Annotated in this window: 23 protein-coding genes; 13 read left to right on the top strand and 10 right to left on the bottom strand. The window is 68.5% G+C overall.

Translation table 11 applies throughout. From position 1 onward, the window contains the following. Positions 1-31: 31 nt before the first annotated feature. The 3 genes from AC2YHJ_RS15075 to AC2YHJ_RS15065 are packed head-to-tail and all read right to left on the bottom strand — an operon-like array spanning position 32 to position 2,833. On the bottom strand, positions 32-1,015 hold the full coding sequence (locus AC2YHJ_RS15075; protein WP_487396899.1) for a Bug family tripartite tricarboxylate transporter substrate binding protein: 984 nt from the start codon (positions 1,013-1,015) through the stop codon (positions 32-34). Positions 1,016-1,043: 28 nt separating this feature from the next. Further along, complete coding sequence (locus AC2YHJ_RS15070; RefSeq protein ID WP_487396898.1) at positions 1,044-1,847, bottom strand: amidohydrolase family protein; 804 nt, start codon at positions 1,845-1,847, stop codon at positions 1,044-1,046. After that, on the bottom strand, positions 1,844-2,833 hold the full coding sequence (locus AC2YHJ_RS15065; protein ID WP_487396897.1) for a Bug family tripartite tricarboxylate transporter substrate binding protein: 990 nt from the start codon (positions 2,831-2,833) through the stop codon (positions 1,844-1,846). The genes AC2YHJ_RS15070 and AC2YHJ_RS15065 overlap by 4 nt, the downstream gene beginning before the upstream one ends. A 167-nt stretch (positions 2,834-3,000) precedes the next feature. On the opposite strand from AC2YHJ_RS15065, the gene AC2YHJ_RS15060 reads away from it, so the two are divergent. From AC2YHJ_RS15060 to AC2YHJ_RS15040, 5 genes are all read left to right on the top strand, one after another. Further along, positions 3,001-4,017: an NAD(P)H-quinone oxidoreductase gene (locus tag AC2YHJ_RS15060; protein WP_487396896.1), complete on the top strand. Its 1,017-nt coding sequence runs from the start codon at positions 3,001-3,003 to the stop codon at positions 4,015-4,017. 20 nt (positions 4,018-4,037) lie between these two features. After that, entirely contained in the window at positions 4,038-4,814 is a 777-nt protein-coding gene (locus AC2YHJ_RS15055; protein WP_487396895.1) for an IclR family transcriptional regulator domain-containing protein, read from the top strand. A 95-nt stretch (positions 4,815-4,909) separates the two neighbouring features. Continuing rightward, a complete protein-coding gene (locus tag AC2YHJ_RS15050; protein WP_487396894.1) occupies positions 4,910-5,755 on the top strand; it encodes an amidohydrolase family protein in 846 nt (281 codons plus the stop codon). Positions 5,756-5,766: 11 nt separating this feature from the next. Continuing rightward, the gene (locus AC2YHJ_RS15045) at positions 5,767-6,591 is read left to right on the top strand and encodes an amidohydrolase family protein (protein ID WP_487396893.1); all 825 of its coding nucleotides are present in this window, start codon (positions 5,767-5,769) and stop codon (positions 6,589-6,591) included. Between the two features lie 24 nt (positions 6,592-6,615). Further along, a complete protein-coding gene (locus AC2YHJ_RS15040) occupies positions 6,616-7,566 on the top strand; it encodes a Bug family tripartite tricarboxylate transporter substrate binding protein (protein WP_487396892.1) in 951 nt (316 codons plus the stop codon). 20 nt (positions 7,567-7,586) lie between these two features. On the opposite strand, the gene AC2YHJ_RS15035 is transcribed toward AC2YHJ_RS15040, so the two are convergent. Next, positions 7,587-8,489 carry a cupin domain-containing protein gene (locus AC2YHJ_RS15035; protein ID WP_487396891.1) on the bottom strand — a complete coding sequence of 301 codons (903 nt, stop codon included), beginning with the start codon at positions 8,487-8,489 and terminating at the stop codon, positions 7,587-7,589. Between the two features lie 69 nt (positions 8,490-8,558). Then, positions 8,559-9,380 (bottom strand): IclR family transcriptional regulator, encoded by an 822-nt coding sequence (locus AC2YHJ_RS15030; RefSeq protein WP_487396890.1) that lies wholly within the window; start codon positions 9,378-9,380, stop codon positions 8,559-8,561. Between the two features lie 139 nt (positions 9,381-9,519). Between AC2YHJ_RS15030 and AC2YHJ_RS15025 the strand changes: the two genes are divergently transcribed. Continuing rightward, positions 9,520-10,311, top strand: coding sequence for an HpcH/HpaI aldolase family protein (locus tag AC2YHJ_RS15025; protein ID WP_487396889.1), 792 nt, complete (start codon positions 9,520-9,522; stop codon positions 10,309-10,311). A 38-nt stretch (positions 10,312-10,349) separates the two neighbouring features. Further along, the gene (locus tag AC2YHJ_RS15020) at positions 10,350-11,279 is read left to right on the top strand and encodes a DUF6282 family protein (protein ID WP_487396888.1); all 930 of its coding nucleotides are present in this window, start codon (positions 10,350-10,352) and stop codon (positions 11,277-11,279) included. A 277-nt stretch (positions 11,280-11,556) separates the two neighbouring features. On the opposite strand, the gene AC2YHJ_RS15015 is transcribed toward AC2YHJ_RS15020, so the two are convergent. From AC2YHJ_RS15015 to AC2YHJ_RS15000, 4 genes are all read right to left on the bottom strand, one after another. Next, positions 11,557-13,362 (bottom strand): calcium-binding protein, encoded by a 1,806-nt coding sequence (locus AC2YHJ_RS15015; protein ID WP_487396887.1) that lies wholly within the window; start codon positions 13,360-13,362, stop codon positions 11,557-11,559. 668 nt (positions 13,363-14,030) lie between these two features. Continuing rightward, complete coding sequence (locus AC2YHJ_RS15010) at positions 14,031-14,882, bottom strand: calcium-binding protein (RefSeq protein ID WP_487396886.1); 852 nt, start codon at positions 14,880-14,882, stop codon at positions 14,031-14,033. A 74-nt stretch (positions 14,883-14,956) separates the two neighbouring features. After that, the gene (locus AC2YHJ_RS15005; RefSeq protein WP_487396885.1) at positions 14,957-17,701 is read right to left on the bottom strand and encodes a hybrid sensor histidine kinase/response regulator; all 2,745 of its coding nucleotides are present in this window, start codon (positions 17,699-17,701) and stop codon (positions 14,957-14,959) included. Beyond that, positions 17,698-18,420, bottom strand: coding sequence for a response regulator transcription factor (locus AC2YHJ_RS15000; RefSeq protein WP_487396884.1), 723 nt, complete (start codon positions 18,418-18,420; stop codon positions 17,698-17,700). Before AC2YHJ_RS15000 ends, AC2YHJ_RS15005 begins: the two co-directional genes overlap by 4 nt. Before the next feature lie 94 nt (positions 18,421-18,514). Here AC2YHJ_RS15000 and AC2YHJ_RS14995 point away from each other — a divergent pair, with 94 nt between their 5' ends. Beyond that, entirely contained in the window at positions 18,515-19,216 is a 702-nt protein-coding gene (locus tag AC2YHJ_RS14995) for a response regulator transcription factor (RefSeq protein ID WP_487396883.1), read from the top strand. Positions 19,217-19,221: 5 nt separating this feature from the next. Here the strand turns inward: AC2YHJ_RS14995 and AC2YHJ_RS14990 are convergent, their stop codons facing one another. Next, the gene (locus AC2YHJ_RS14990) at positions 19,222-19,644 is read right to left on the bottom strand and encodes a globin family protein (protein WP_487396882.1); all 423 of its coding nucleotides are present in this window, start codon (positions 19,642-19,644) and stop codon (positions 19,222-19,224) included. A gap of 306 nt (positions 19,645-19,950) precedes the next feature. Here AC2YHJ_RS14990 and AC2YHJ_RS14985 point away from each other — a divergent pair, with 306 nt between their 5' ends. From AC2YHJ_RS14985 to AC2YHJ_RS14965, 5 genes are all read left to right on the top strand, one after another. Next, positions 19,951-20,838: a TauD/TfdA dioxygenase family protein gene (locus tag AC2YHJ_RS14985; protein ID WP_487396881.1), complete on the top strand. Its 888-nt coding sequence runs from the start codon at positions 19,951-19,953 to the stop codon at positions 20,836-20,838. 4 nt (positions 20,839-20,842) lie between these two features. Beyond that, complete coding sequence (locus AC2YHJ_RS14980; RefSeq protein WP_487396880.1) at positions 20,843-21,601, top strand: FadR/GntR family transcriptional regulator; 759 nt, start codon at positions 20,843-20,845, stop codon at positions 21,599-21,601. 28 nt (positions 21,602-21,629) lie between these two features. Beyond that, positions 21,630-22,913 (top strand): extracellular solute-binding protein, encoded by a 1,284-nt coding sequence (locus AC2YHJ_RS14975; protein ID WP_487396879.1) that lies wholly within the window; start codon positions 21,630-21,632, stop codon positions 22,911-22,913. A 67-nt stretch (positions 22,914-22,980) separates the two neighbouring features. Next, a complete protein-coding gene (locus AC2YHJ_RS14970; protein ID WP_487396878.1) occupies positions 22,981-23,874 on the top strand; it encodes a carbohydrate ABC transporter permease in 894 nt (297 codons plus the stop codon). Next, positions 23,867-24,700, top strand: coding sequence for a carbohydrate ABC transporter permease (locus tag AC2YHJ_RS14965; RefSeq protein WP_487396877.1), 834 nt, complete (start codon positions 23,867-23,869; stop codon positions 24,698-24,700). Before AC2YHJ_RS14970 ends, AC2YHJ_RS14965 begins: the two co-directional genes overlap by 8 nt. Positions 24,701-24,997: the final 297 nt, after the last annotated feature.

The raw sequence follows: 24,997 nt of genomic DNA, 5'->3' as shown, positions 1-24,997 counted from the left end.
TGTGATGGGGTGCGCGATGTGCCGCGGCGGGTCATTCCACCACGATGTTCGCCGCCTGGATGACCGGCCGCCACAGCGCGACTTCCGCGGCCATGCGGCGGGTCAGTTCCACGGGCGTGCCGCCGAGCGGCGTCAGCCCCAGCGGCGTCAGCATTGCCTTCGTCGCGTCGAGTGCGAGATAGGCGTTGCTCGCCTCGTTCAGCTTGCCGATCGTCTCCTCCGCAAGGTTCGCCGGGCCGAGCAGCGAGATCCAGCCGGTCGCCCGGTAGTCCGGCACGCCCTGCGCCTGAACCGTCGGCGTCCGCGGCAATTGCGGGATCGGCGCGTCGGTGGTGACGCCGAGCGCGTTCAGCGTGCCGGCCTGGATATGCGGCAGGTAGGTGGTGACGAGGTCGATGCCCATGTCCACCGCGCCCCCCAGCAGGTCGTTGGTCAGCGGGGCGGAGCCACGATAGGGCACCAGGTTGAGCCGGATGCCGGTGCGGTGCATCAGCAGCTCCACCGCGAGATGCGCGACCGAGCCCAGCGGCGGCGTGCCGCAATTGACCTTGCCTGGGTTCGCCCGCGCATAGGCGAGCAGCTCCGGCACCGTGCGATAGGGCATCTGGCTGCGCGCGGCGAGCACGACCGGCAGTTCCGCCAGCAGCGCGACCGGCGTGAGGTCGGTCACCGGATTGTACGGCATTGAGCGGAACAGCAGCGTGTTGTTGGTGATCGGGCCGTTCGTCGTGATCAGCAGCGTGTAGCCATCCGGTGCGGCGCGCGCCGCGGCGGCCGTGCCGATATTGCCGTTGGCGCCCGACCGGTTGTCCACCACGAAGGGCTGGCCCAGGCGCCCGCCGAGGTACTGCGACACCGAGCGCGCCAGCACATCGGCCGAGCCGCCCGCCGGCCAGGGCACCAGCACGGTGACCGGCCGAGCCGGCCAAGCCTGGGCGGCGGCGATCCGCGGCGTCGCGATCGTCGCGACACCGAATGCGAGCCCGCCAAGTCGCCGCCGTGTGATGCTGGACATGCTGCTTCTCCCCGTTTCTTTCGTGCTTTCACGTGCCGAAATACAGCCGCATCGGTGTCTCGCCCGCGATCAGGCGGCGCGTCGCCGCATCCGGCACCCAGTCGTGCAGATCCGCGATGGCCTGGGCGTAGGTGGTCTTGTCCTCGAAGGCGGCGAAGGGCCAGTCGCTGCCCCACATCAGCCGCTCACCGCCCGACACGCGTAGCAATGCCTGCGCGTAATGGCGCGCCGCCTCCGGCGATGGCATGCGGAAGCCGGCGGACATCTTGACCCAGGTGCGCCCGCGCTCCACCGCCGCGAGCAGCGCCTTGAAGCCCGGGCAATCGACGCCGAGCCGTTCGTCCGGCTTGCCGAAATGGTCGATCACGAGTTTCACGCCGGCGCCTTCGATGGCATCGATCACCTGCGGCAGCGCATCGCCGCTGACCAGCGTATGGACATGCCAGTCGAGGTCGCGCACGCGTCGCAACAGCATCCGGTATTCATGCGATGCCAGGTCGGGCGGCGTCGGCACGCGGCGGAAGAACAGGCGGATGCCGACGATGCCATCCGCCTTCATCTTCTCGAGCGTGTACATGTCCGTCTCCGGCCGCACGAAGGCGGTGCCGCGCAGCCGCGGATGGCGGCGGAGCGAGCGGATGACGTAGTCGTTGTATTGGCCATGCAGGCTGGCCGCCGCGACGACGCCGAAGCCGATGCCATGGCGGTCCATGATGTCGATGAAGCGCTCCGCGGAGGCATCCTCGGGCGGGTGATGCCAGGCCCAGGATGTGAGCGGCATGTCTGTCGTGTAGAGATGGAAATGCGTGTCCACGAGCGGTGTGTCGGTCATTCGCGCGGGATTCCTGCGGCCTCGGCGACAGATTTCCACAGGGGCACTTCGGCGCGCATCCGTGCCGAGAGCGGCTCCGGGCCATCCAGCATGGTCTCGGCGCCGACCTCGCGCAGGCGTTCGGCCAGCAGCGATCCCCCGCGCAGCGGCGCCAGTTCGCGCATCACCATCGCCTGTATCGCTGGCGTCAGGTCGCGCGGCCCGAACAGGGCGAACCAGAGTTGCACGCCGTCATAGACCGGCACGACCTCCCGGATCGTCGGCACCTCCGGCAGCAGGGACCGCGTGGGCGCGCAATCGGCGAGCGCACGCATGCGCCCGGCGCGGATATGCGGCAGCACCTCGATGGGGCTGAGGAAGCCGGAATCGACCTCCCCGGCCAGCACCGCGGTCGCGGAGGGCGCCGAGCCGCGATAGGGGACGTGCAGCAGGTCGATCCGCGCCCGCGCTCGCAGAAGTTCCGCGGCCAGGTGCACGGTGGTGCCGATGCCCAATGTGCTGAAGCTGACCTTGCCCGGCGCGGCCCGTGCGCGGGCGATGAACTCCGCGATGCTGTCGAAGGGCGAATCACCCCGCACTACCAGCAGGATCGGCGAGGCCGCCGTCATGGTGATCGGCACGAGGTCGGCGAGCGGATCGAAGCCCGGATCGCGCTGCAGCGCCGGCAGCACGGTGACGGCGGAGGTCGTGTGCAGCAGCGTGTGGCCGTCGGTCGCCTGCGCCACCATGCGGATGCCGAGCGCGCCGCCTGCCCCGGAGCGGTTCTCCACCACGAAGGGCTTGCCGAGGCGTTGCGTCAGGTGTTCCGCGATGATGCGCGCGGGAATGTCGGTGGTGCCGCCCGGCGCGAAGGGCACGACGATGCGGGCCGGGCGCGTGGGCCATGCCTGCTGCGCGAGAACCGGTGCGGCCGGCGCGACCAGGGCTGCCGCCAGCAGGTTCCGGCGGCGCAGGGCTGGCGGCATGCAGGCAGCCAGGGGGGACATCGATTCCTCCGCGGCGCATGGGCCTGCGCCGTTTCCGGAAGCCTATTGAGGCGCCGCCGGGCCAGCCAGGACGGTGTCGTTGCATTCCGCATCCCGGAATGCCGGGCGGCATGCCCGGCTACGGCCGGACCGTCATGCTAGGTCGCAGGCAGGGGAGGGCGTGGCACATGCGGGTAATCGAGATCAGGGGAAAGGGCGGTCCGGAGGTCCTGGCGCTGGCCGAGCGGCCCGTCCCCGGCTGTGGGCCCGGCGAGGTGCTGGTCCGGGTGGCGGCGTCCGGCGTGAACCGGCCGGATGTTCAGCAGAGGAAGGGCCTCTACCCGCCGCCGCCCGGCGTCACCGACATCCCCGGCCTCGATATCGCCGGCGTGGTGGAAGCCGCGGCGCCGGACGTCGCCTGGCCGCGGCCGGGCGATGCCGTCTGTGCGCTGGTGTCCGGTGGCGGCTACGCAGAATTCTGCGCGGTGCCGGCGCTGCAATGCCTGCCGGTGCCGCACGGCTTCAGCTTCGCCCAGGCGGCGACGCTGCCCGAGGTGTTCTTCACCGCCTGGAATAATGTCTTCTGGCTCGGCCGCATCGCGAAGGGCGAGACCCTGCTGGTGCAGGGCGGCACCAGCGGCGTTGGCATGGCGGCGATGCAGATGGCGCGCCACATGCGCGGCGCCACCGTCATCGCGACCAGCAGCTCGGCGGAGAAGCGCGCTGCCTGTATCGACTACGGCGCGCACCACACGGTGGACTACCGGTCGGCCGACTGGCCGGACCAGGTGCGTGCCCTGACCGGGGGGCGCGGCGTGGACGTGATCCTCGACGCCCAGGGCGGCGACTACACGCCGCTGGAAATGGGGCTGCTCGCGATGGATGGCAGGCTGGTGCTGATCGCCAGCCACCGCGCCCCGAAGGCCGAGATCAGCACACGCGACATCTATATCCGCCGGCTGACCCTGACCGGATCGACGCTGCGCGCGCGCCCGCCCGCCTATAAGGGCCGCATCGCGCGGGAACTGGTGGAGCAGGTCTGGCCGCTGCTCGAGGATGGCCGCATCCGCACGCACATCTGCGGCGTGCACGCGCTCGCCGATGCTGCGGCTGCACAGGCCGTGCTGGACGCCAATGCGCAGATCGGGAAACTGGTGCTGACCGTCTCCGATCTCGCCATGACCGTGCCGGAGCCATCACGCTGAACGACCCGCCCGTCCAATCCGTGCTGCGCGCCCTGTCGATCCTGCGGGAGCTGAACCGGCAGCAGCACACCACGGTGGACCAACTCCACCGCGTCACGGCGCTGCCGAAGCCGACGGTGATGCGGCTGCTCGGGACGCTGATGACGGCCGGGCTGGTGGCGAAGGGCGAACGCGGCATCGGCTATCGCGTGACGGCGGATGTGCAGGCGTTGAGCTCGGGCTTCCATGGCGGGCCGCTGGTGGCGCAGGCCGGGCGGCCCTGGGCGGCGGACCTCACGCGCCGGCTGCGCTGGCCGGCGGCGATCGGCGTGCTGGACGGGGCGCGCATTGCCATTAGTGTCAGCACCGTCGCCAGCAGCACCATGTCGCCTTTCCATGCCACGATCGGCGTGCGGCACAGCCTCGTCACCCGCGCGCTCGGGCGCGCCTATCTCGCCTGGTGCCCGGAGGACGAGCTGCGCATCCTGTTGCGCATGCTGGCCGCCTCCGCCGATCCCGAGGACAGGCCGCCGAACCTGGAACGCGTCGTGCGCATGACGATCGCCACCACGCTGCGCCAGGGCTATGCGCTGCGCGACCCGAAGGTGGAACCGCGCTCGTCCAACACCGTCGCGGTGCCGATCATGCACGGGTCTTCCGTCGCCGGGACCATCGGCCTGAGCTTCTTCCGCTCGGCGGTCGGCCACCAGTCGCTGGTGGAGGAACTGGTGCCCGCCCTGCGGCAGGCGAGCCTGGAGATCACCGCCTCGATGACGCGGCTGCAGCGCAGCGCGCCGGTGCCCGCCGAGGCGGTGTGACGCCGGCGCGTTCCGCCATGCGGAATGGAGGCAGATCGTTCTTCAACCGCACGACGCCAGGGACCTAGCCTCCGCGCAACACGCGAGGGAACGCCATGTCGTCACTGGAGGCAACGCCGCGCCGGGCGCGCTTCGACGTACCGCCGCTGGCCTGCGATGCGCACTGCCACGTCTTCGGCCCGGCGGACCGCTTCCCCTATGCGCCGAACCGCAGCTACACGCCCGAGGACAAGCCGAAGGAGGCGCTGGCCGCGCTGCATGCGAGCCTCGGCCTCGGCCGTGCGGTCATCGTGCAGGCGAGCTGCCACGGCACCGACAACCGCGCCATGGTCGACGCGCTACGGTCGGACCCCGCGCGCTATCGCGGCGTGGCGATGATCGAGGACGCGACGCCGGATGCCGAGCTCCATGCCATGCATGACGCCGGCGTGCGCGGCATCCGCTTCAATTTCATCAAGGCGCTCGGCGGCGGGCCGGAGATGGGGTTGGTGCATCGCTCGGCAGACCGTGTGCGGCCGCTCGGCTGGCACATCGTGCTGCATGTGCAGGGCGACGGCGTGCGGGAGATGGAAGGCACCATCCGCGGGCTGAACATGCCCGTCGTGATCGACCATATGGGCCGCGTCGATCCGGCGGCGGGCGTCGATGGCGGGGCCTTCCGCACCCTGCTCGATCTGCTTCGTGACGAGCGCATCTGGGTGAAGCTCAGCGGCGCCGAGCGCATGACGCGCGCGCCCTTCGCCGATGCCCTGCCCTTCGCGCGCGCCTTGCTGCGCGCGGCGCCGCGCCGCGTGCTGTGGGGGACGGACTTCCCACATCCCAACCTCACCACCCCGGTGGATGAACTGGAAACGCTGAACCTGCTCGCGGATGTCGCGCCGGATGCCGCGGACCGCCAGCGCCTGCTCGTGGACAATCCCGCCGCGCTCTACGACTTCTGAAGGGTCCCACCATGCCCGCCGTCGATTCCCACGCCCACGCCTTCGACCTGACGCGACAGGGCTGGGGCGGCGATCGCGGATTCGACATCCAACCCAACGAACTGGGCACTGCGCGGCAGTTCCTGCACATGCTGTCCTGCCACGGCTTCACCCATGGTGTGCTGATCAATCCCCTGGGCGGTTACGGCGCCAACAACACCTACATGCTGGAGGCGATCCGCGAGGCCGGCGGGCGGCTGAAGGGCGTCGCCCTGCTGCCTGACGGAACGCCCGACGTTGAGATCCGTCGAATGGTCGAAGGCGGCATCGTCGGCATCCGCTTCAACCTCGACTTCCCGACCAGCCCGCCGCTGTCCGGCCCGACGGGGGACCGCGCGCTGGCGCAGGCGAGGGAGGCCGGCTGGTTCATGCAGATCCACTACCACCACGGCGCATCGATCATCGCAGCACTGCCCAGGCTGCGGGCGGCCGGCGTGCCGGTCATCATCGACCACAGCGGCAGGCCGGAGCTGGATGGCGGGCTGCAGCAGGAGGGCTTCCGGGCGCTGCTCGACTTCGGCCGCAACACCGATGCCGTCATCAAGCTGTCCGGTGTCTTTCGCTTCAGCAGGATCGGATCGCCCTATGAGGACACCGATCCCTACATTGCCGCGCTGATCGGGGCCTTCGGCGTCGATCGCTGCATCTGGGGGTCCGACTGGCCCTTTCTGCGCGCGAGGGAGCGCATCGATTTCGGACCGTTGCTGGCGGCGCTGCATCGCGTCCTGCCGGACCCGGCCGATCGCACGAAGGTCCTGTGGACCAATCCCGCACGGCTGTTCCGTATGAGCCCGTGACAGGCGGAGGAGAGGAGGCAGGCCATGATGATCAGCCGGCGCGGCGCCATAATGAGCGCGAGCGTATTGTTCGGCACGCGGGCCGCCCATGCGCAGGATTATCCGAACCGCGCCATCCGCGTCATCGTGCCCTATGCGGCGGGTGGCGCGGACCAGTTCATCCGGCCGCTGCAGAGCCGGATCAGCCAGGCGCTTGGCCAGGCTGTGGTGATCGAATCCGTCACGGGCGCTGGCGGCGCGGTTGGCGCGGCACGCGTGCGCAGCGCAGCGGCCGATGGCTACACGCTGCTGTTCGCCGGCACCGGCGCGCTGACCGCCGTGCCGCGATTGCAGCGCCTGAACTATGGCATCGCGGATTTCGCGCCGATCGCGAATCTGATCGCCATCCCCTATGTCCTGGCCGCGCGGCGCGGCGCCAGCTTCACGGACTTCGCCGGCTTCCTGAACGCGGCACGCGCGCGGCCGGAGGGATTGTCCTATGGCACGCCGGGCGCGGGCAGCACGCCGCATCTGGTGATGGAAGCCCTGTCCAAGGCCGCGGGTATCCGGCTGCTGCATGTGCCCTATTCGGGCGTGGCGACGGCGGTGGTGGCGCTGCTCGCCGGCGACATCGACCTGGTGATGGGCGCGCCGGGCAACATCATGCCGCTGGTCGAACGTGGCGTGGTGCCGCTGGTGCAGACCGGCACGCGACGCAGCGTCGTGCTGCCGGACCTGCCGACGCTGCGCGAGAGCGGGCTCGACGTGGACCTCGTAACCCGTTTCGGCTTCTTCGCGCCGAAGGGGACGGAGTCGGCGGTGCTGGACCGCTGGGCGGGGCTGGTCCTCGAGGGCGGCGCGGACCCTGCCTATGTCGCGGCGATGAACCGCGCCTTCAACGATGTGGAACTGCTGGACCGCGCGCGCTTCCAGGCCTTCCTCGCGGCGGAGGACGCCGCGACGGCGCGGATGCTCGACGAACTGAACCTGCGCTGATGCGGCAGCGCAGGATGCTCTCAGCCCTTCGGCATCGGATAGTCGTCGGCGTTCAGCACCCAGCCGGGCTTGAGCGAGAAATCCACCCGTGGCGGGCAGAAAATGTCCACCATCTGGCCCGCTTCCTCGGCGCGGGAGGTATGGACCGAGGGCGGCGGGATGACGGTGACGGACGGCGCCTTGCAGTATTCGTGCTGGTCCTCCTGCCAATGCGTCATGTTGGTGGTCCAGGGCCAGCGGATGTGGTGCGTGTAGGCGCCGTTCAGCACCAGCGAGCATTGCTCGAAATCGTCGTGGTGATGCGGCGAGAGCTTGGTCAGGTCGCGCGGCCCCGCGGCGGGGTCGAGGTAGTTCACCATGAAGGTGGTGCAGCGCCAGATCTTGCCGAAGCGGCCCGCCTCCTTCGGCACCTCCAGCGTGTAACTGCGGATGCGGAAGCCATCCGGCGGCGTCGGCCAGTCCTGCAGCGGCGGGATGCGCGGGTCGGGCTCGGTGAAGCCCGCGGCATTGCTGCATTTCGCGGCGAGATCCGCGGAGCGTGGCGTGAAGAGCCGCACGATGCGCCCGGCCGTCTTGATGGCGATGCGGCTGTCACCGGGCGGGATGAACGTGACGGAATAGCCGTCCACCGCCTTCGTCTCACCGCCGGCCGTGACCTCCGCCGTCACGCCGTGGTCTGGAAGCAGCAAGACGTATTCGTCGACCTGCCCGCTGCGGCTCAGCACGCTGCCTGGCTGCACATCGGAATAGGCGACGATGAAGTTGCGGCCGCGTGCGTACCAGGTCCGGATTCCGCCGGAATCCTCCTGTGGGGCCGTCTCGTAGAACTTGGCGTAGTGCGCGGCCGTGAAGGGCCCGGTCACCGCCTGGGGCGCGGTCGCGGGGGCCAGCGCGGCACGCGGGTCGGAGGCATCATACGCCATGAGACATCTCCTCGGCGGCCCTTCCCGCCTTTATGTTTCATTGAACAGAACAACGATCCGTTCTGTGATCTATTTGTGTTGGCGGGGCGGGGCGCTGTCAACGCCATCCTGTGCTGCCGCTCCGAGCTGCGCGGAGATGCGCGCCGCGGCCTGGCGCAGGTGCAGGACCTGGGCAACGGACGGCTCCGCCTCGATGAACTGGATGGAGCCGAGGATGGCGATGGCGCCGACCATCTCGCCGCCGCCCTCGAAGATTGGCGCGGCCAGCGCGTTGACGCCGAGCATGCTTTCGCTCGGCGCCACCGCCCATCCGCGTTCGAGGATGTGGGCCAGTTCGTCCCGCAGCACGGTGGGGCTGGTGATGGTGTGCGGCGTGCGCATGTCGAGCCGCGACAGCAGCACGCGCTCGCGCACCGCCGGTTCGGCATGGGCCAGGCCGAGCTTGCCCTGCGCGGTGCAATGCGGCGGCAGAATGGAGCCGGGCTTGACCGCGATCTCGATCGCCTCGCGTCCCGGCAGGGTGGCGAGGACCACGGCGCCGGCGACCTCGGCCCTGCTGATCACCACCGACTGGCCGAGCGTGTCGCGCAGCGCGCGCATCTCCTCCCGCGCCAGGGTGGCCAGGTCGAAATTCTCCGCGACGGTCCGCCCGAGCGTGACCAGGCGATTGCCGACGCGATACTTCTCCGAATCCGGCGACTGCACGATGTAGCCGGTCTCCACCAGCGTGCGCAGGTGGCGGTGCACGCGGCTTTTCGTGGTGCCGAGCGCCTGCGCCAGCGCCGTGACGCCGACGCCACCGCGCTGCGCGGCCAGGTATTCCAGGATGCGGATCGCCATGGCGACCGCCTGGAGGCCATCACCGATCTTGGCACCGACGATGCGCGGCATGCGGGTGCTCCGTTTGGCAGCGGCGTTCTTGACTTGGGCCGTGCCCGGGATGATGTTCTAATAGAAGGCTCAATGTTCTGTTTATCAGAACACAAATGCTCCGGTCAAGCGCCGGGCGCAGTTCAGGGAAGGTGCGTCCATGGTCCCAGCCCCTCTCGCCGACGGCTTCCGCGCGCGCCTGCTGCGCGGCGATGTCCTGGTTGGCAGCTTCCTGAAGACGCCGACGCTGCACGGGGCGGAGATCCTGGGCGGCCTCGGCTTCGACTTCCTTGTGGTGGATGAGGAGCATTCACCCTTCGATCGCCAATCGACCGACGCGGCGTTGTTTGCCGCGCGCGCGACCGGGGCGGCGGGCCTGGTGCGGGTGCAGAGCGCGGCGCCGCATCATCTGCTCTCAGTGCTGGATTGCGGCGCGACGGGCGTGCTGGTGCCGCATGTCGCCACGGCCGCGCTGGCCGTGCAGGTGGCGGCCGCCTGTCGCTATCGCGGCGGTCGGCGCGGCTATTCCGGTTCGATCCGTGCGGCGGGCTATGGCGGCGGGAAGATGTGGGACTACATCGGCGCCGCCGATGCGGCGACGACGGTGGTCGCACAGATCGAGGACCCCGAGGCGCTCGATGAGATCGACGCCATTGCGGCGACGGAGGGGATCGACGCGCTGTTCATCGGCCGCGGCGACCTGACCGCGGCGATGGGCGCGCCGACCAACGACGCGCCAGCCATCCGCGATGCGGTGGACCGCATCGCCGTGGCGGCCAAGCGCGCGGGCAAGCCGGTGATGGTCTTCGTCGGCGGGATGAAGGAAGCCGAGTGGCTGCGCGGCATCGGCGCGACCGCCTTCGTTTATTCGTCAGACCAGGGTCTCATGAAGCAGGCCGCCAGCAAGGCGCTGACGGACATCCGCGGTCTCGGCGCCACGCAGGCGGCCTGACGCCACCGATCCAACACACCCCAGGCAGCGAGGATGACATGAGCACAGCCACCCAGGACGCCGCGCGGGACGCCGAGGTCGCGGAACTGCTGGTCGGGGCGGTGGATTTGCATTGCCACAGCGGTCCGGCCGCCATGCCGCGCACGCTGGACCACCATGAGGCGCTGCTCGACTGCGCGGAGGCGAAGTTCAGCGCGCTGCTCTACAAGGACCACTTCTACCTGGGCGTCTCGCACGCCGTGATGCTCGAGAAGCTGTTTCCTGAGCTTGGCGTGAAGCTGTTCTCCGGTATTGCGCTGAACAATGCCTCCGGCGGTATCAATCCGCATGCGGTCGATCATGCAGTGAAGATCGGCGCGCGGATCGTGTGGATGCCGACGCTGTCGGCCGCGAATCACATCGAGCAGTCGATGCGCCAGGGCAAGTCCTTCCCCAAGACCGCGAAGAAGATGCTGGATGCCATTCCATTGCGCGCGACGGATGCCAATGGCGTGGTGACCGACGCGACGAAACAGGTGCTGGACCTGATCGCCGAGGCGGATGTGATTCTCGCCGGCGGCCACCTTGATGCCGCCGAGATGATCAAGGTGTTCGAGGAAGCCCGGCGGCGCGGCGTCAATCGCCTGCTGGTCAACCACCCGACCTATCTGATCGGCTGTACGGATGAGGACATCCGCGCCCTTGTCTCGATCGGTGCGCATATCGAGCATTCGATCTGCATGTGGGTCGAGGGAAAGTCGAAGAAGTTCACGCCGGAGGAGTTGGTGCATCTTATTGAAGTCGCTGGCGTGGATCGCACGATCCTGTCCTCCGATCTCGGCCTGCTCGGCTCCCCCCGGCCGGTGGATGGCTTTCGCGGGATCGTGCATCTGCTGCTGGATCAGCAGGTGCCGAAGGCGGACATCCGCAAGCTGGTCTGCACCAATGCGGCGAAGCTGCTCGGGTTGGAAACTGTTAGGCCGGCGTAGCGTCGGGAGGGACCTCGCAGATCGGTTCCTTCCCATGCGCCAGCACTTGCGCGCAGACCGCGATATGACGCTGGCGGCCACTTTACCAATGGGCTTCAGCGCCAGGAGTTTGGTTGAGGCTGCTCTTGGGCGAGCCTGATTGCGGCCTTCGGAAGAGCCGCTTCACGACGCGCGACCAGCGCGATGTAGCCAACGCGCTGGTGTGGGTTCAATGCCATGTCCAACGCCCGGGCCCGCGAGGGACCCCGGAGGTCGCCAGTCCGGCCGGTCCGCTCGATCAGAGCACGAAGTCGGAAGCCTCAAGCCCCCAGACGCCGCTCACGAGGATCGCGAAATCGGCCCCTCCGTCACCGTTCACGTCGCCCTCGACCATCGAGCCGAGGAACGTGCTCCGGGTCCACAGGTCGCCTTCACTGCCGAAGAAGGGCTGATCGCCCGTGAAGTGGAACGCCTGGTTCCCGGCTGCGCTGAAGTGGGCATCGATGCCCGACAGGTCGATCAGGTCCTCGCCCCGGGCGAAGTCCATGATCCGGTCGAAGCTTCCCACGGCGGTCTCCTGCGCGGTGCTGAAGAAGAAGCGGTCCGCCCCGCCCTCGCCATAGATCACATCTACCCCGCCCTGGCCGCGGAGCTGATCATTCCCATCGCCGCCACGCAGGATGTCGTTGCCGTCACCAGCGTAGATGATGTCATTGCCCGCTTCGCCCGAGATCGTGTCGTTGCCGACGTCGCCATGGAGGAAGTCGTCGCCGGTCCCGCCGCGCAGATCATCGTTTCCGGCATTGCCATAGACGAAGTCGTCCCCGTTGCCGCCGAGCACCGTGTCATGGCCAGCGCCGCCATAGACGAAGTCGGAGCTGTCGCCGCCATCGACCAGGTCGTTCCCGGCATCACCGTACATGATGTCCTTGCCGTAGCCGCCGGACAGGTCGTCGTTGCCGTCGCCACCACGCAGCGTGTCGTCGCCGAAATCGCCGGAGATCACGTCATGGCCGGCGCCGCCGTCGAGATAGTTGTTCCAGGCGTTTCCAGTCATCGCGTTGTCGAGCGCGTTGCCGAAGCCCTCGCTGGTGCCGGTGCCGATGATCTGGAGATTCTCGACATTCTCCGACAGGGTCGTGGACTGCAGCAGGCTGTGTACCGTGTCGACACCGTAGTTGGCGAACTCGATCACCACATCGGTCGCGTCCTCGACCACATAGGTGTCGTCGCCCGCGCCGCCCTTCAGGGTGTCGGCGCCGGTCTCGCCGTCGATGTAGTCATTGCCGGCATCGCCGAAGACAAGGTCGGCCCCGCTGCCACCGTAGAGCGCGTCATTGTCCGCGCCGCCGTAGAGCGAGTCGTTGCCGGCGCCACCGCGCAGCATGTCCGCGCCGGCCAGGCCGTAGAGGCGGTCCGCACCGGCGGCACCGTAGATATCGTTGTCGCTGCCGTTGCCGGTCAGGCTGGCATTCTGCGTCCAGTTGGCATCAAGCACCAGGTGCTCGACATTCGCAGCAAGCGTGTGGCTGTTCGCGGCGACGTAGACGGTATCGATCCCGCCATCGGCCACCTCGACGATCGTGTCGGCATCGCCCTCACGGATGCGGTAGGAGTCGTTGCCGAAGCCACCATGCATCTCGTCCTTGCCGGCGCCGCCGTCGAGGTAGTCGCTGCCTTCGCTGCCGTCGAGAAGGTCGTCGTCGTCGCCGCCGTAGAGTTCGTCGTTGTCCGTTCCGCCGGTCAGTGTGTCCTCGTCATCCCCGCCATAGAGCTTGTCGTTGCCCTCACCGCCTTCGAGGATATCGCGCCCTTCAAGGCCCTTCAGGACATCGTTGCCGGTATTGCCATAGAGCCAGTCCTCCAGGTCATTGCCCGAGATCGTGTCGTGTCCGGCGCCGCCGTCGATGGCCCAGCCGATGTCATAGTGAACGTCGCCGAATCCCGGGATCCAGATGCCGTCCGGCCCCGACATGTTGTAGTCGGGTTCGATCACGTCGTCGGTGTCACGGCCCGATTGCAGCTCGTAGAACACAGCCTCGCCGTCAATGTGGTTCAGACCGTAGGTCCGGGTGTTGTGGATCGTGGTGAAGTGGCTGGACATGGCATCTTTCCGTTTTGCTCTCCGGCCCGTTCAGGCCTGATGGCAGGGGTATCCGTTGTCCGTGTTGCTGCTTCGTATCGCGGGAGACGGGCGATTGTGTCCGTGATCACAAGAGGAGCGGCGGTCGCCACGCAAAGAGGCGGTGCTGATCGACGCGGCGCTGCCGCTGTCGGCGGGGTCGCGGGATCGAAGGCAGAACGCAGTCGGTGCGCGGCCGATTGATCGACAACGGGGAGGATGCCGTTTGGGGCAGGGGTCTGCGCCACCCTCATCGATCACGGCCGGACAGCCCTGGCGAAGGTCGAGCAGCATCTCGCGGCGACCTGCCCGGCAGGCGACCATGCAAGCTCTGTCGGACATGCCGGGATTCTGCATTCGGGCGATGTTCTCGGGCAACGCGCATGCGCCGAGCGTTCCATCCCGAAGCAGGCCACCGGGCTGGCGCCCGGGAACCCGCAGCGTCATTGACACGCATGGCCTCAGGATGGGTACCAACGGGCGACGCGCGGCTGGCGATCGACGCCTGCCGACGCCGGGCGCGGCCAGGGCCGGGAGCAGAGGGGCGTGCAGCGTGCCGCGACGATTGCTGCGCCATGGACGATCGACCCGCCGTCCTTGGAGTTCTTCGCGCCGACCTCGGGTGTCGAACCGGGCGCGGAGCCATCGCGTCAACGCCGGGAGGCAAGCCCGGTGCAGCTATCCCTGACGGTCCGGCGGTGCCGGTCCGGCGCCGCCGTCCAGCGGTCGTTGCCGTCCTCGCCATGGAGGATGTCCGTGCCCGCACCGCCCAGCAGGCTGTCGGTCCCCGCGCCGCCATAGAGCCAATCGCTGCCAACGCTGCCGTCCAGCATGTCGTTGCCGGCATCGCCATAGAGACGGTCGTTGCCAAGATTGCCGAAGATCCGGTCGCTGCCGCCGCCGCCTTCGATGACGTCAGCGGCGAAGCGGCCCATGATGACATTGGCCAGCGCGTTGCCGGTGCCGGTGAAGTTGCCATCGCCGATGAAGGTCAGGTTCTCGATGTTTGCGCCGAGCGTGTAGGTGCCAAGCGTCGTGCGGATCTCGTCGATGCCTTCGCCGGCATACTCGATCGCCGTATCGGCACTGCTGTCCACGACATAGATGTCATCGCCGCTTCCACCAAGCATCCGGTCGCCCTGCGCACCGCCGTCGATGAAGTCGTCATCCCCGCCACCCAGGATGTCGTCCGTGCCGTCGCCACCGCGCAGCGTGTCATCCCCGTCGTAGCCATGGATCGTGTCGGCGCCGGCATTCCCGATGATGGTGTTGTCGAGATACTGGCCCCTCAGTTCCACCCCATGACCATTCATCGCGATCAGCGTCTCGAAGTTCGCGAGGAGCCCGAAGTAGTTGTCCGTGACCCCGTTGTCGAAAAGGACGGTGTCGAGGCCCTCGTTCTCGGCCTCCTCGATGTGGGTCGGCGCCGCGTACAACGGCGGACCCACCAGCCCTTCGCTGCTGTCGCTGCCGGCAATGGGAACCAGGGGCGCGAACGTCACTGCATGGCCCGATGCAGCCCCATCGCTGCGAAGGCGCCATGGCCCTGCCACCGGACCGCCTTGCGGCGTTTGACTCACACGGAACAGGCGCGGGTCTCGATGAGGGACGCTATCGTTTGACGGACTTCGTCTGGACCGAAGGGCTTCTCCAGCACCATCACGCGCTCTGCGTCGCCACCCCGGGCAATGGCGCCGGGCCCTTGCACCGTGTCGCCGGTCATGATCACCACCCGATCCGCCCAGCGGGGGTCCTGCGCGATCAGCGCGCGACGAAGGGCCAGCCCGTCCAGGCCTGGCATGCGCAGATCGGCGATCACCGCATCGAAACCGCCGCCGAGCGCCATGTCCAAGGCCGCCGGCGCCGCCGGTGCGACGATCGCTCGATGGCCGAGGTCCTGCAGGATCTCCGCAAGCGAGGTCGCGATATCGTGCTCGTCGTCCACGATCAGCACGGCAAGGCCACCACCGGATGGCGCAGCAGGTACTGCGAGCGTCGCCACCTGTTTCGTTGCCCGTAGCCGCACCAGGAACCGCGCCCCTCCACCCGCCGCGCCGAGCAGCTCGATCCGCCCGCCATGTGCCTCCACCACGCTGCGGCAGATCGACAGGCCGATGCCCGTCCCGACGCCGGCGGGTTTCGTCGTGAAATAGGGATCGAAGATCCGCGCGGCCGCATCCGCCGGTACGCCCGGGCCATTGTCCTCCATCTCCAGCTCGACCCAGCCTTCCGATGTCGCCGCGTCGGGCACCGCGCGTGTCGTGACGCGGATGTGCCGCGGCCCGGGGTGCTCGGTCAACGCCTGCTGTGCGTTGATGAGGAGATTGGCGACGACCTGCCCCATCATGTCGCGGTCGAGCTCGGCCAGGGGCAAGGCGGGGTCGAGCGCTTTCTCCACCTCGATGCCTGCGCTACGGGCACCATAGGCGGTCATCTCCAATGCCGCCTCGACCACCGCGTTGAGCGAGGCCGGGACGCGTTCCGGCGCCTTCTGCCGGGCCATGGCGAGGAAGCTTTTCACGATGCGGCCGGCGCGCTCGGCGGCGGCGTGGATGCGCTCGGCGCGGCGGCGCAGATCGGGGGTGTCGGCCTTGTCGCGTAGCAGTGTGGATTGCGCGACGAGGATCGCGAGCGGGTTGTTCAGCTCATGCGCCACGCCGGCGAGCAGCGAACCCATGGCCGACAGCTTCTCGATCTGGTGGATGCGCGTCTGCTGCTCCTCGATCTCGCGTGCCGCGGCGCGTTGCTGCGTCAGGTCCCGCGCATAGGCGGCGAAGATGTCCTCGCCCGCGACCGACACGTGGTGAATGGCCAGCTCCACCGGGAAGCGGCTGCCGTCGGCGCGGATCGCCTCCAGCTCCAGCCGACGGCCGAGGACCGTGGCCTTTCGCGAGCGGCGGAACCGTTGCATGCCGGCCTCATGCGCCGCACGCAGCTCGGCCGGGACGATCAGGTCCCCGATACGCTGCCCGATCGCGGCCGTAGCGACGAAGCCGAATATCCGCTCGGCACCCGGGTTGAAGGCGATGACGCGGCCGTCCCCGTCCGCGATGACGACGGCATCGAGCGCCGCATCCACCACCGCCGCCTTCAGTGTCTCGGCCAACTGCGTCTGGAGACTGAGCGCCCGCCTTTCCCGCACCGAGGCTTCCAGCCCGGTGAACCAGGGGCGCCACAAGGGCGGCACCTCGGGCGGGGATGGCACCTCGGCCTCGTCAGCCAGACGCTGCGCGTAGTTCGCGAGCCGCACCGCGGGCTGCAGGAACTGTTGCAGCATGACGGCAAAGAGCAACCCAAGCCCGGCAAGCACGACCGCTGCGAGGATGAGGTAGGGCACCACCTCAGCCAGGGCGGCCTGTCGGATCGCGCTGGCATCGACGCTGTGCACCAATTGCCAGGGCGTGCCTGCGATCGGCAGGGTCATCAGATAGGCGCGACCGGTGCGCAGCCATCCGGTCCCGGCAGCGGGCGGCGCGCCGTCGAATAGCTCGCGCGCCTCACGCAACTGGCCGCCCACGCGCCGCTCGGCGTCGGCCACGGCGTTTCCCTTCTGGTCGAGCACGACGTAGCGCCCGCCCTGGCCGTGCTCCGCGAGCACGTCGGAGAGGTAGGAGACGAGGAGATCCGCGCCGACCGTCGCCTGATAGGTCCCGCCCACATCCACCGGCATGGCGTGCGAAACCATCAGCCCCGTGCCGCCGGCATCCACATAGACCGGTGTCCAGTAGCTGCGGCGGGCCGGGTTGAGCACGGGCCGTGAGCCTTGCACCACCTCATAGTCCCACCAGCCCTGCAAGGTCCGCAGCGCGGCCTCGCCCTCTCCCAGCACAGCCACCGGATCCACCCAGGGATAGAGGGTGACGAAGGCCCGGTCGGCGTCGAAGACATAGGACCAGCGGAGTTGCGGCGAAGCCTCACGCAGCGCCCGCTGCAGCGGGAACAGGGATTGCGCGGCCGCGAGGCGTTCGTGCGCCCGGGGCGCCTCGAGCGACCCCGGCGGGCTGAGGGCGACGCCTTGCGAAGGGCCCGGATCCGACCTCCCCCCGATGCCGCCCGGAGCGACCGTGGGCGCGGAGCCCGCGCTGAGCGCGACGAGGAACTCGTTTCGGAGCAGCCGGACGCTCAGATTCATCATCTGCGCGACCTGCTCCAGCGCGGCACGCCCCGCTTCGGCATCCGCGCGGCTGCGGTCGAGCGCATCCTGCTTGGCCGAGCGGTACGCATGGGCGCCGAGCACCGAGAGCAGCATGAGCGAAGCCGCCCCGCCGCAGGCGAGCAGCAACAGGAAGCGCCGGATCATCAAGCGGGCAGGTGAGGTCATGCGCCCGATCCCGGCACCAGCATGTAGCCTTCACCACGAATGGTGCGGATCGGGTTGGCCCCGCCAGGCGCGACCTTGAGCTTCGACCGCAGTCGCGCGACCCGGACGTCGATGGCGCGGGCGGACCCTTCGGTCGCGTCGCTGCCCGCGAGCTCCAGCAACTGCGCACGGCTGAGAATGCGATTTGGGCGGGCGACCAGGATCGCCAGCAATGCCGCTTCGGCCGCGGTCAATTCCACCGGCCGGCCCGATGGGTCGAGCAGCCGGTGGCTGAGCGGATCGAAGCTGTGGCCGCCGAAACGGGCCGAGGCAGGCCGCTCGACGGGCGCGGGCGCTGCGGCCGCCTCCGTGGCCGGCAGACGGCGCAGCACGCTGCGGATCCGCGCCAGCAATTCCTGCAAATCGTAAGGCTTCACCAGATAGTCGTCGGCGCCGAGTTCAATCCCGGCCACGCGGTCCGGCGCGGCGCCCAGGGCTGTCGCCAGGATGATGCCCGGCCGCTCGCCCCGCGCCCGCAGCCAGCGGGCGAGCGACAGCCCATCCTCTCCCGGCATGACGATGTCCAGCACCGCGACGTCGATCGCCTCCTTCCCCGCCAGGTCGCGCATCCCGGCCGCATTGGGGACGGCAAGCACGCGGAGGCCGTGGTCTTCCAGATACTCGACGACGGCCTCGCGCAGATGCTCTTCGTCCTCGACGATCGCGACGGATGGTCTCATGGGGCGCCCTGGTCGAACGATTCGATATTGAATAGTTGAGCCGCACCATGCGACAGCAACCCGCCAGTGGGGAAGGCATCAGGTAAGGGGGGTCATGAGTCGAGGCGCCTGCATCGCCATGGTGGATGACGAGCCGGATCTGCTCGACGCCTATGCCGAGTACCTCGCCGACCTCGGCTATGAGGTCGCGATGGCGGGTTCCGTCACGGCCTTCGAGGCGCTGCTGGCGACAAGGCGGCTTGACCTGGTCGTGCTCGACATCTCGATGCCGGGGGAGGATGGCTTGTCGTTGCTCCGGCGGCTGCGGGCGGACCTGACCATGCCGGTGCTGGTCATGACGGCGGTGACCGACCGCGTCGAACGAATCCTTGGCCTGGAACTCGGCGCCGACGATCTGATCGCCAAGCCCGCGGAACCGCAGGAACTGGCCGCGCGGATCGCGGGGCTGCTGCGGCGGCACGGGTCGCGGCCGCGGGAGCTGCTCCAGCTCGAACGCAGCACGGTGGATTTCTCAGCCGCGCGGCTGCTGCGCGTCGGCGCGCCGCCCGAGCCGCTGCGCCCCGGCGAGGTCATGCTCCTGCGCGCCTTCGCCGCGCGCCCCAATCGCATTCTCAGCCGGGAAGCGCTGATCGAACTGGCCCCGGGCGAGAGCCGTGAGGCGGGGGAGCGCGCGATCGACATGCGGATCGCGCGTCTGCGCCAGAAGCTGGATACGGACACGATCGTCACGCTTCGGGGGCGCGGCTACATGTTCGTTCCGCCGGCGCGGAAGGCGACGGCGGACGAGATCGGCTGACGCCACTACGCCGCCAGGGGCTGGCGCGCCGCCTCGATCATGGCAGTGCTCAGCATGGCGTAAGCGGCGGCCCAGGCCTCGCGCAGCTCCGGCGTGAAGGCATCGCCGAGCCCCTGCTCGAGGGTCCAGAGCAGGGCGGCGCCGACGATGGCGTAGTGGTCTTCCTGCACGCCGTAGCCGGCATGGCGAACGGCGAGGCCGCGCGCCGCCGGCAACAGCGTCTCCGGCTGGCGCAGCGCGCCGACCACGAAGCCGAGCGTCGCCATGAGCTTCTGACCCTGCTCGGCGATGTCGGTGTTGCGGAACAGGGGGCGGAGCTGCGGCGCGATGTCGAACAGGCGACCGTAGAAAAGGCGCGCGGCCTCCTGCCTGATGGGCGCCACCAGGCGGAAGCTGTCCTGAACGCGGGTGATCTGGTCGGGGGTCATGTGATGGCTCCTGCGTCGTGCGGCGTGCTGCGGAGCCGAAGCTGTATGCGACCTGTGTTGCTGTTCGGTATCGCGGCGGGAGGCTTCGGGGTCCCGAAGCAGCCGAGACGAAGTTCCGGCAGCTTGGCGCGGCCGCGCGCCCCGTGCGGCGTTCGGCAGCCATGCAGCTTGCGGCGAGACAGGCACTCCGCCCGGCGTCAGGGGCGCTTTGCGGCAATCGGGAGGGCATGATTCGAATTGACAAATTTGTAAAGAAACTGGCAGCCTCGGAGCAATCCTGTCAGGGAGGGCTTCTTGATGGCCGTCATGGAAACGACTCGCGTTGCCGTGCTGCCCACGGGCGCGGCTCTGGGGGCGGACATTACCGGCTTCGACCCAGCGGACTTCACGCCCGAAGATTTCGCGGCAGTTCGCCAGGCGCTGTTGGACTATCTGGTGATCCGGATCCGCGGCACCGACATCACGGACGCCGATTTCGAACGCTTCGGCGCGAAGTTCGGGACGCTGAAGCCTTCTCCGGATTTCACCCGCAGCCGGCCCGTCTATCTGCGCGACGCCCCGTCGGTCACCATCATCTCGAACGTGACCGAGGACGGAAAGCCGATTGGCGAGCATGGCGACGGCGAATTGAACTGGCACACCGACCTTGCCTTCACCGACGAGCCCTCGGCGCTGACCATGCTGCTGGCGCGGGAGGTGCCGCCGACCGGGGGCAATACCTCCTTTGCAAATATGTATGCGGCCATCGACGCGCTGCGGCCCGAAACCCGGGACTATCTGGAGCATCCGGGTGGCCGCAAGGCGGGGCTGACGTGCAAGCACCAGGCAAGCCACAATGCCCAGGGCGGGCCGCGGCCCGGCTACAAGGACATCGAGACCGACGACGTGCGGGAAATGCCCGGGCCGATCCATCCGATGCTGCGCACCCACCCCGAGACCGGCCGCAAGGCGCTGTTCCTCGGCCGCCGCTTCGGCGGCTACATCCCGGGCCTCAAATTGGCGCAGAGCGAAGCGCTGCTGGACGAACTCTGGTCGGCCGCGGCACTTCCGCAGAACGTCTGGACCCAGGAATGGCGCGTCGGCGACCTGATCATCTGGGACAATCGCTGCACGATGCACCGCCGTGACGCCTTCACCGGTCTTGGCCTCCGCCGCATGCACAGGCTGACCACGCTTGGCGAGCGGCCATCCTGACCGCATGACACGCGGCAGCGCTCTTCCGGACACGCCCGCCGGCGAGGGACGACCGGCGAGCCTGGCCGATCGGGTGGAGGAGCAGATCCGCCGCCTGATCGACCGAGGCGAATTCCCGCGCGACGTTCGCCTGCCGACCGAATTCGAGCTGTGCCGCCGCTTCTCCGTCTCACGCCCGGTCGTGCGCACCGCGCTGCAGAAGCTTCGGGATGCGGGCTATGTCAGCTCGCTCAAGGGGTCCGGCACCATGGTGCTGCGCGGCCCCGACCCCGGCGGCCTGCGGTTTCCGTTGATCCGCACGATCGCCGATGTTGAGCAGTTCTTCGAGTATCGTGCTGCGCTCGAGGGGGAGATCGCAAGGCTCGCCGCGCTGCGCCGCACGCCCGAGGCGTTGGACGAGATCGAGGCAGCGTTGGTCGAGCCCGAGGAAGTCCTGCGGCTAGGCGCGCCGGAACTCACGCGCGATGCCAATTTCCGCTTCCACAGGGCGGTCGCGCGCGCCACCGGCAACGCATTTCACATCGCGACCATCGAGCAATTGCCGAATCTGATCGGACTCGGCCCCATCGAGGTGCGAAACTTCGACGAACGCGACCCGGCGGCACGCAATGCGCGGCTCATGGCGGAGCATCGGTCGATCCTGGAAGCCATCCGCACCCGTGACGCGGCGCGTGCCCAGGCTGAGATGCAGGCGCATATCAATGCCGCGCGCCAATACGTCTACCAACGCCACACGGCCAATATTTCCGACGAACAGGTGTGAAGGCGACGCGACCGAGGGAGGCAGCACCATGTCGACAAGGCGAAACGTCCTGCTGGCCGCAACAACCGCGCTGGTCACGCCACTGGCAAGGCCCGCTTTGGCGCAGCCGCGCCGCTTCGTCATCATCAGCCACGCGGTGCACCGCAATGTGCTGACCACGGGGCCCGGAGGCGACAGCACCGCCGAATGGCGGCGCCGCACCGGCATGGATATCGAATGGCTGACCTTCGGCGTCGAGGCCGTTCACGAACGGCTGTACCGCGAAGCGCAGCTGTCCCAGGGCGGCGTGGATGCCTGCTTCATGCTGGAGCGATACGGCGGTCCACACATCGCCCCATTGTTCGAGGATCTGCAGCCCTACCAGCAGGCCGAGCCACTTGAGCATCCCGAGGAGATCTCGCCATCGATGGTCGCCGCGCACACTTATCGCGGACGGCAGGTCGGCGTGCCCTTCCGCCATGCCACGCATGGCTTCTTCACCAACAAGGCGCTGATGCGTGAGCGCGGGGCGGAGCAGGCGCCGGAATCCTTCGAGGAGATCATCGCGCTGGCGGACCGCATGACCTTCGTTCGCGGCGACGGCAGTCGCGTAGCAGGCTACACACTGTCGATGGACGATCCCTCTGCCTTGATGGACGTGATCCGCGCGCATGGCGGGGACTTCATCACGCGGGACTATCGCTTCGTCGCCGACCAGCCGCAGGCGATCGCGGCGATCGTGCTGCTGCGCGACTGGTACCGGCGCGGCGTGTTGCCGCGCAACGTGATGACCTTCAAGACCGAGGAGGTGATCACCGCGATGCAGCAGGGGCGCGCTGCACTGACCAACCAGCCCTTCGGGCGCATCGTGAACTACAATGATCGGCGCGCCAGCCGCTTCCCTGGTGAGATCACGGTGGCGAACATCCCGATGATGCAGTCGGTGGCCGGCCAGAAGGGCGCGCTGGTGCCGGCCAAGACCTCCGTCTGGGCGATGGGCATCCCACGGAACTCACCAGCCAAGCAACTGGCCTGGTCCTTCATTCGCGAGATGTCGTCCGTCGAGAACACGATCCGCGCGGCGGTCAACGGCAATGGGCCGGTGCGCATGTCGGCCTATGACGATCCGCGTGTGCGCGAACTGGCGCCGTATGCCGACCTGGAGCGCCGCGCCTTGCCGACTGCGGCGCTGACATTGCCCGGCTTCGAGCAGGCGGGCCGGGCGATGGACATCTTCATGGAGGAAGTGCAGCGCGCCATGCTTGGCCAGTCGGACCCGCAGGCCGCGATGCGCGCCGCGAAGGGCCGTATCGAGCCGCTGCTGCCGAGCTGAGGCCGTGGCGCCATCCGACATCGCCGCCGGCACGGCCACCATGACGGCGTCGCCCGGGAGCAAGCGCGTGCGGCGTTCGCGCCTTCCGGGCGGCACGCGGCCGGCGCCGATACACTACGCGTTGCTCGCCCCTGCGCAGATGCTGCTGGTCGGGTTGATCCTGCTGCCGGCCATCTATGTCGCGTGGATGAGCCTCCAGAAGGTGAGCTTCGGCGCGGATGCTGTCTTCGTCGGCCTGGACAATTACCGCGCCCTGCTGGCCGATACGGTGTTCTGGCGCGCCGCCTGGAACACCTTCCTCGTCGTCAACGTCGTGGTCTATGGCGAGCTGCTGCTGGGTCTTGGCCTTGCCCTGCTCGTCTCCGGCTGGATGCCGTTCCGACGCACGATCATCGCGCTGCTGATCGCGCCCTATGCGATCAACGAGGTCTCGGCCGTGGCGATGTGGCGTTTCGTGCTGGAGCCGGATATCGGCATGGTGAGCTGGGCATTGATGCAGCTGGGCATCGGGCAGCTCGACTGGACGGCCGATCCGACAGATGCGCTGGCGCTTGCCGCGCTGCTCAGCATCTGGATCCACACGCCCTTCACCTTCCTGATCCTCTACGCCGCGCTGCAGGCCGTGCCGCAGGAGGTGAAGGAAGCCGCGACGGTGGACGGTGCCAATGCGTGGCAGTCCTTCCGGCACGTCGTCTTTCCCTTCATCCTGCCGGCACTGCTGGTCGCGCTGATGTTCCGCTACATCACGGCGATGCGCATCTTCTCCGAGATCTGGCTGCTGACCGAAGGCGGGCCGGCGCGCATGACCGAGGTGCTCGCCGTGTATCTCTACCGCGCCGCCTTCCGGTATCACGAATTCGGCTTGGCCTCGGCAACCGCCTTCGCCATGGTCCTGCTCTCCCTGGCGATTGCGGCGCCCTATCTCTACGCCGCGTGGGTCAGGATGCTGCGCCATGCGTAGGCCGCGGCCAATGGGACGCGCGCTGCGGCTGTCTGCCGCGGCGCTGGCGATCGCCTGGTCGATCTTCCCCATCGCGATGGTCGTGCTGTCCTCCTTCAAGCCGCAGCGCGACATCTTCGCGATCCCGCCGCAACTCGTCTTCGCCCCGACGCTCGACAACTACGTGCGGTTGCTGGCGGAATGGCCGGCCTTCCTGCCGAACCTGCTCAACAGCCTGATTGTCACTGTCGGCGCCACGGTGGTGACGGTGCTGTTCTCGACGCTCGCCGGTTATGTCTATGCGCGCTACCGCGGCCGGATGCTGGCGTTGTCCGCCTTCTTCATGGTGGTGGTCCGCATGCTGCCGCCGATCGTCGTCACCCTGCCGCTGTTTCCACTGTTCTCCTGGCTGCGCATCAACGACACGCACCTGGTGCTGGTGATCCTCTACGCCGCGTTCTTCGTCAGCCTCTCGACCTGGATCATGCGCGCGTTCATCGACCAGGTCCCTCGCGAGCTTGAGGAGGCGGCGCTGGTGGATGGCGCGGGGTTGTTCCAGGTGCTGCGAATGGTGGTGCTGCCCTTGGTCACCAACGGCGTGATCGCGGCGGCGCTCTTCGTCATCGTCTATGCGTGGAACGAGTTCATCTTCGCTCTCGTGTTCACTACTCGCGTTGCGCGCACGGCGCCGCTGGTGATGAGCGAGATGATGAGCACGACGGACGGCGTTGACTGGGGCGTGCTGTTCGCCGCGGCGACGGTGCAACTCGCACCGGTCCTGGCCTTCATCCTGTCGGCGCAGCGTTACGTGATTGCTGGCCTGACCGCTGGGGCGGTGAAGGGCTGATCCATGGCCGCGAGGCTGCGTCCGGATGCCGCCCGATCGAACTGCGGCGCGATGACTGCCCCGGAATCCGCGGCCAGGCGGCGATTGCGATCAATTCACCGGGGAGGATAACGCGCACCGGCGCGCAGGGCTGACCGGTGCCGGTGCAGGCGGCGGCGGTTTCGCTGCCGCCCGTGCGGCGTTGGTAAGGCCGCTGGAAGAACCTGCACGGCCGGTTGCGACGCATCATCGGCTGCGGCACCGCAAACGACCTGCTCACGCATCTCGTCCGCGACGCGCTCGATATGTCGGGGACCG

The organism is Roseomonas sp. SRI_022, from assembly GCF_057586215.1.
Note: the sequence above shows the minus strand (reverse complement) of the source record. Positions and strands in the feature narration are given on the sequence as shown.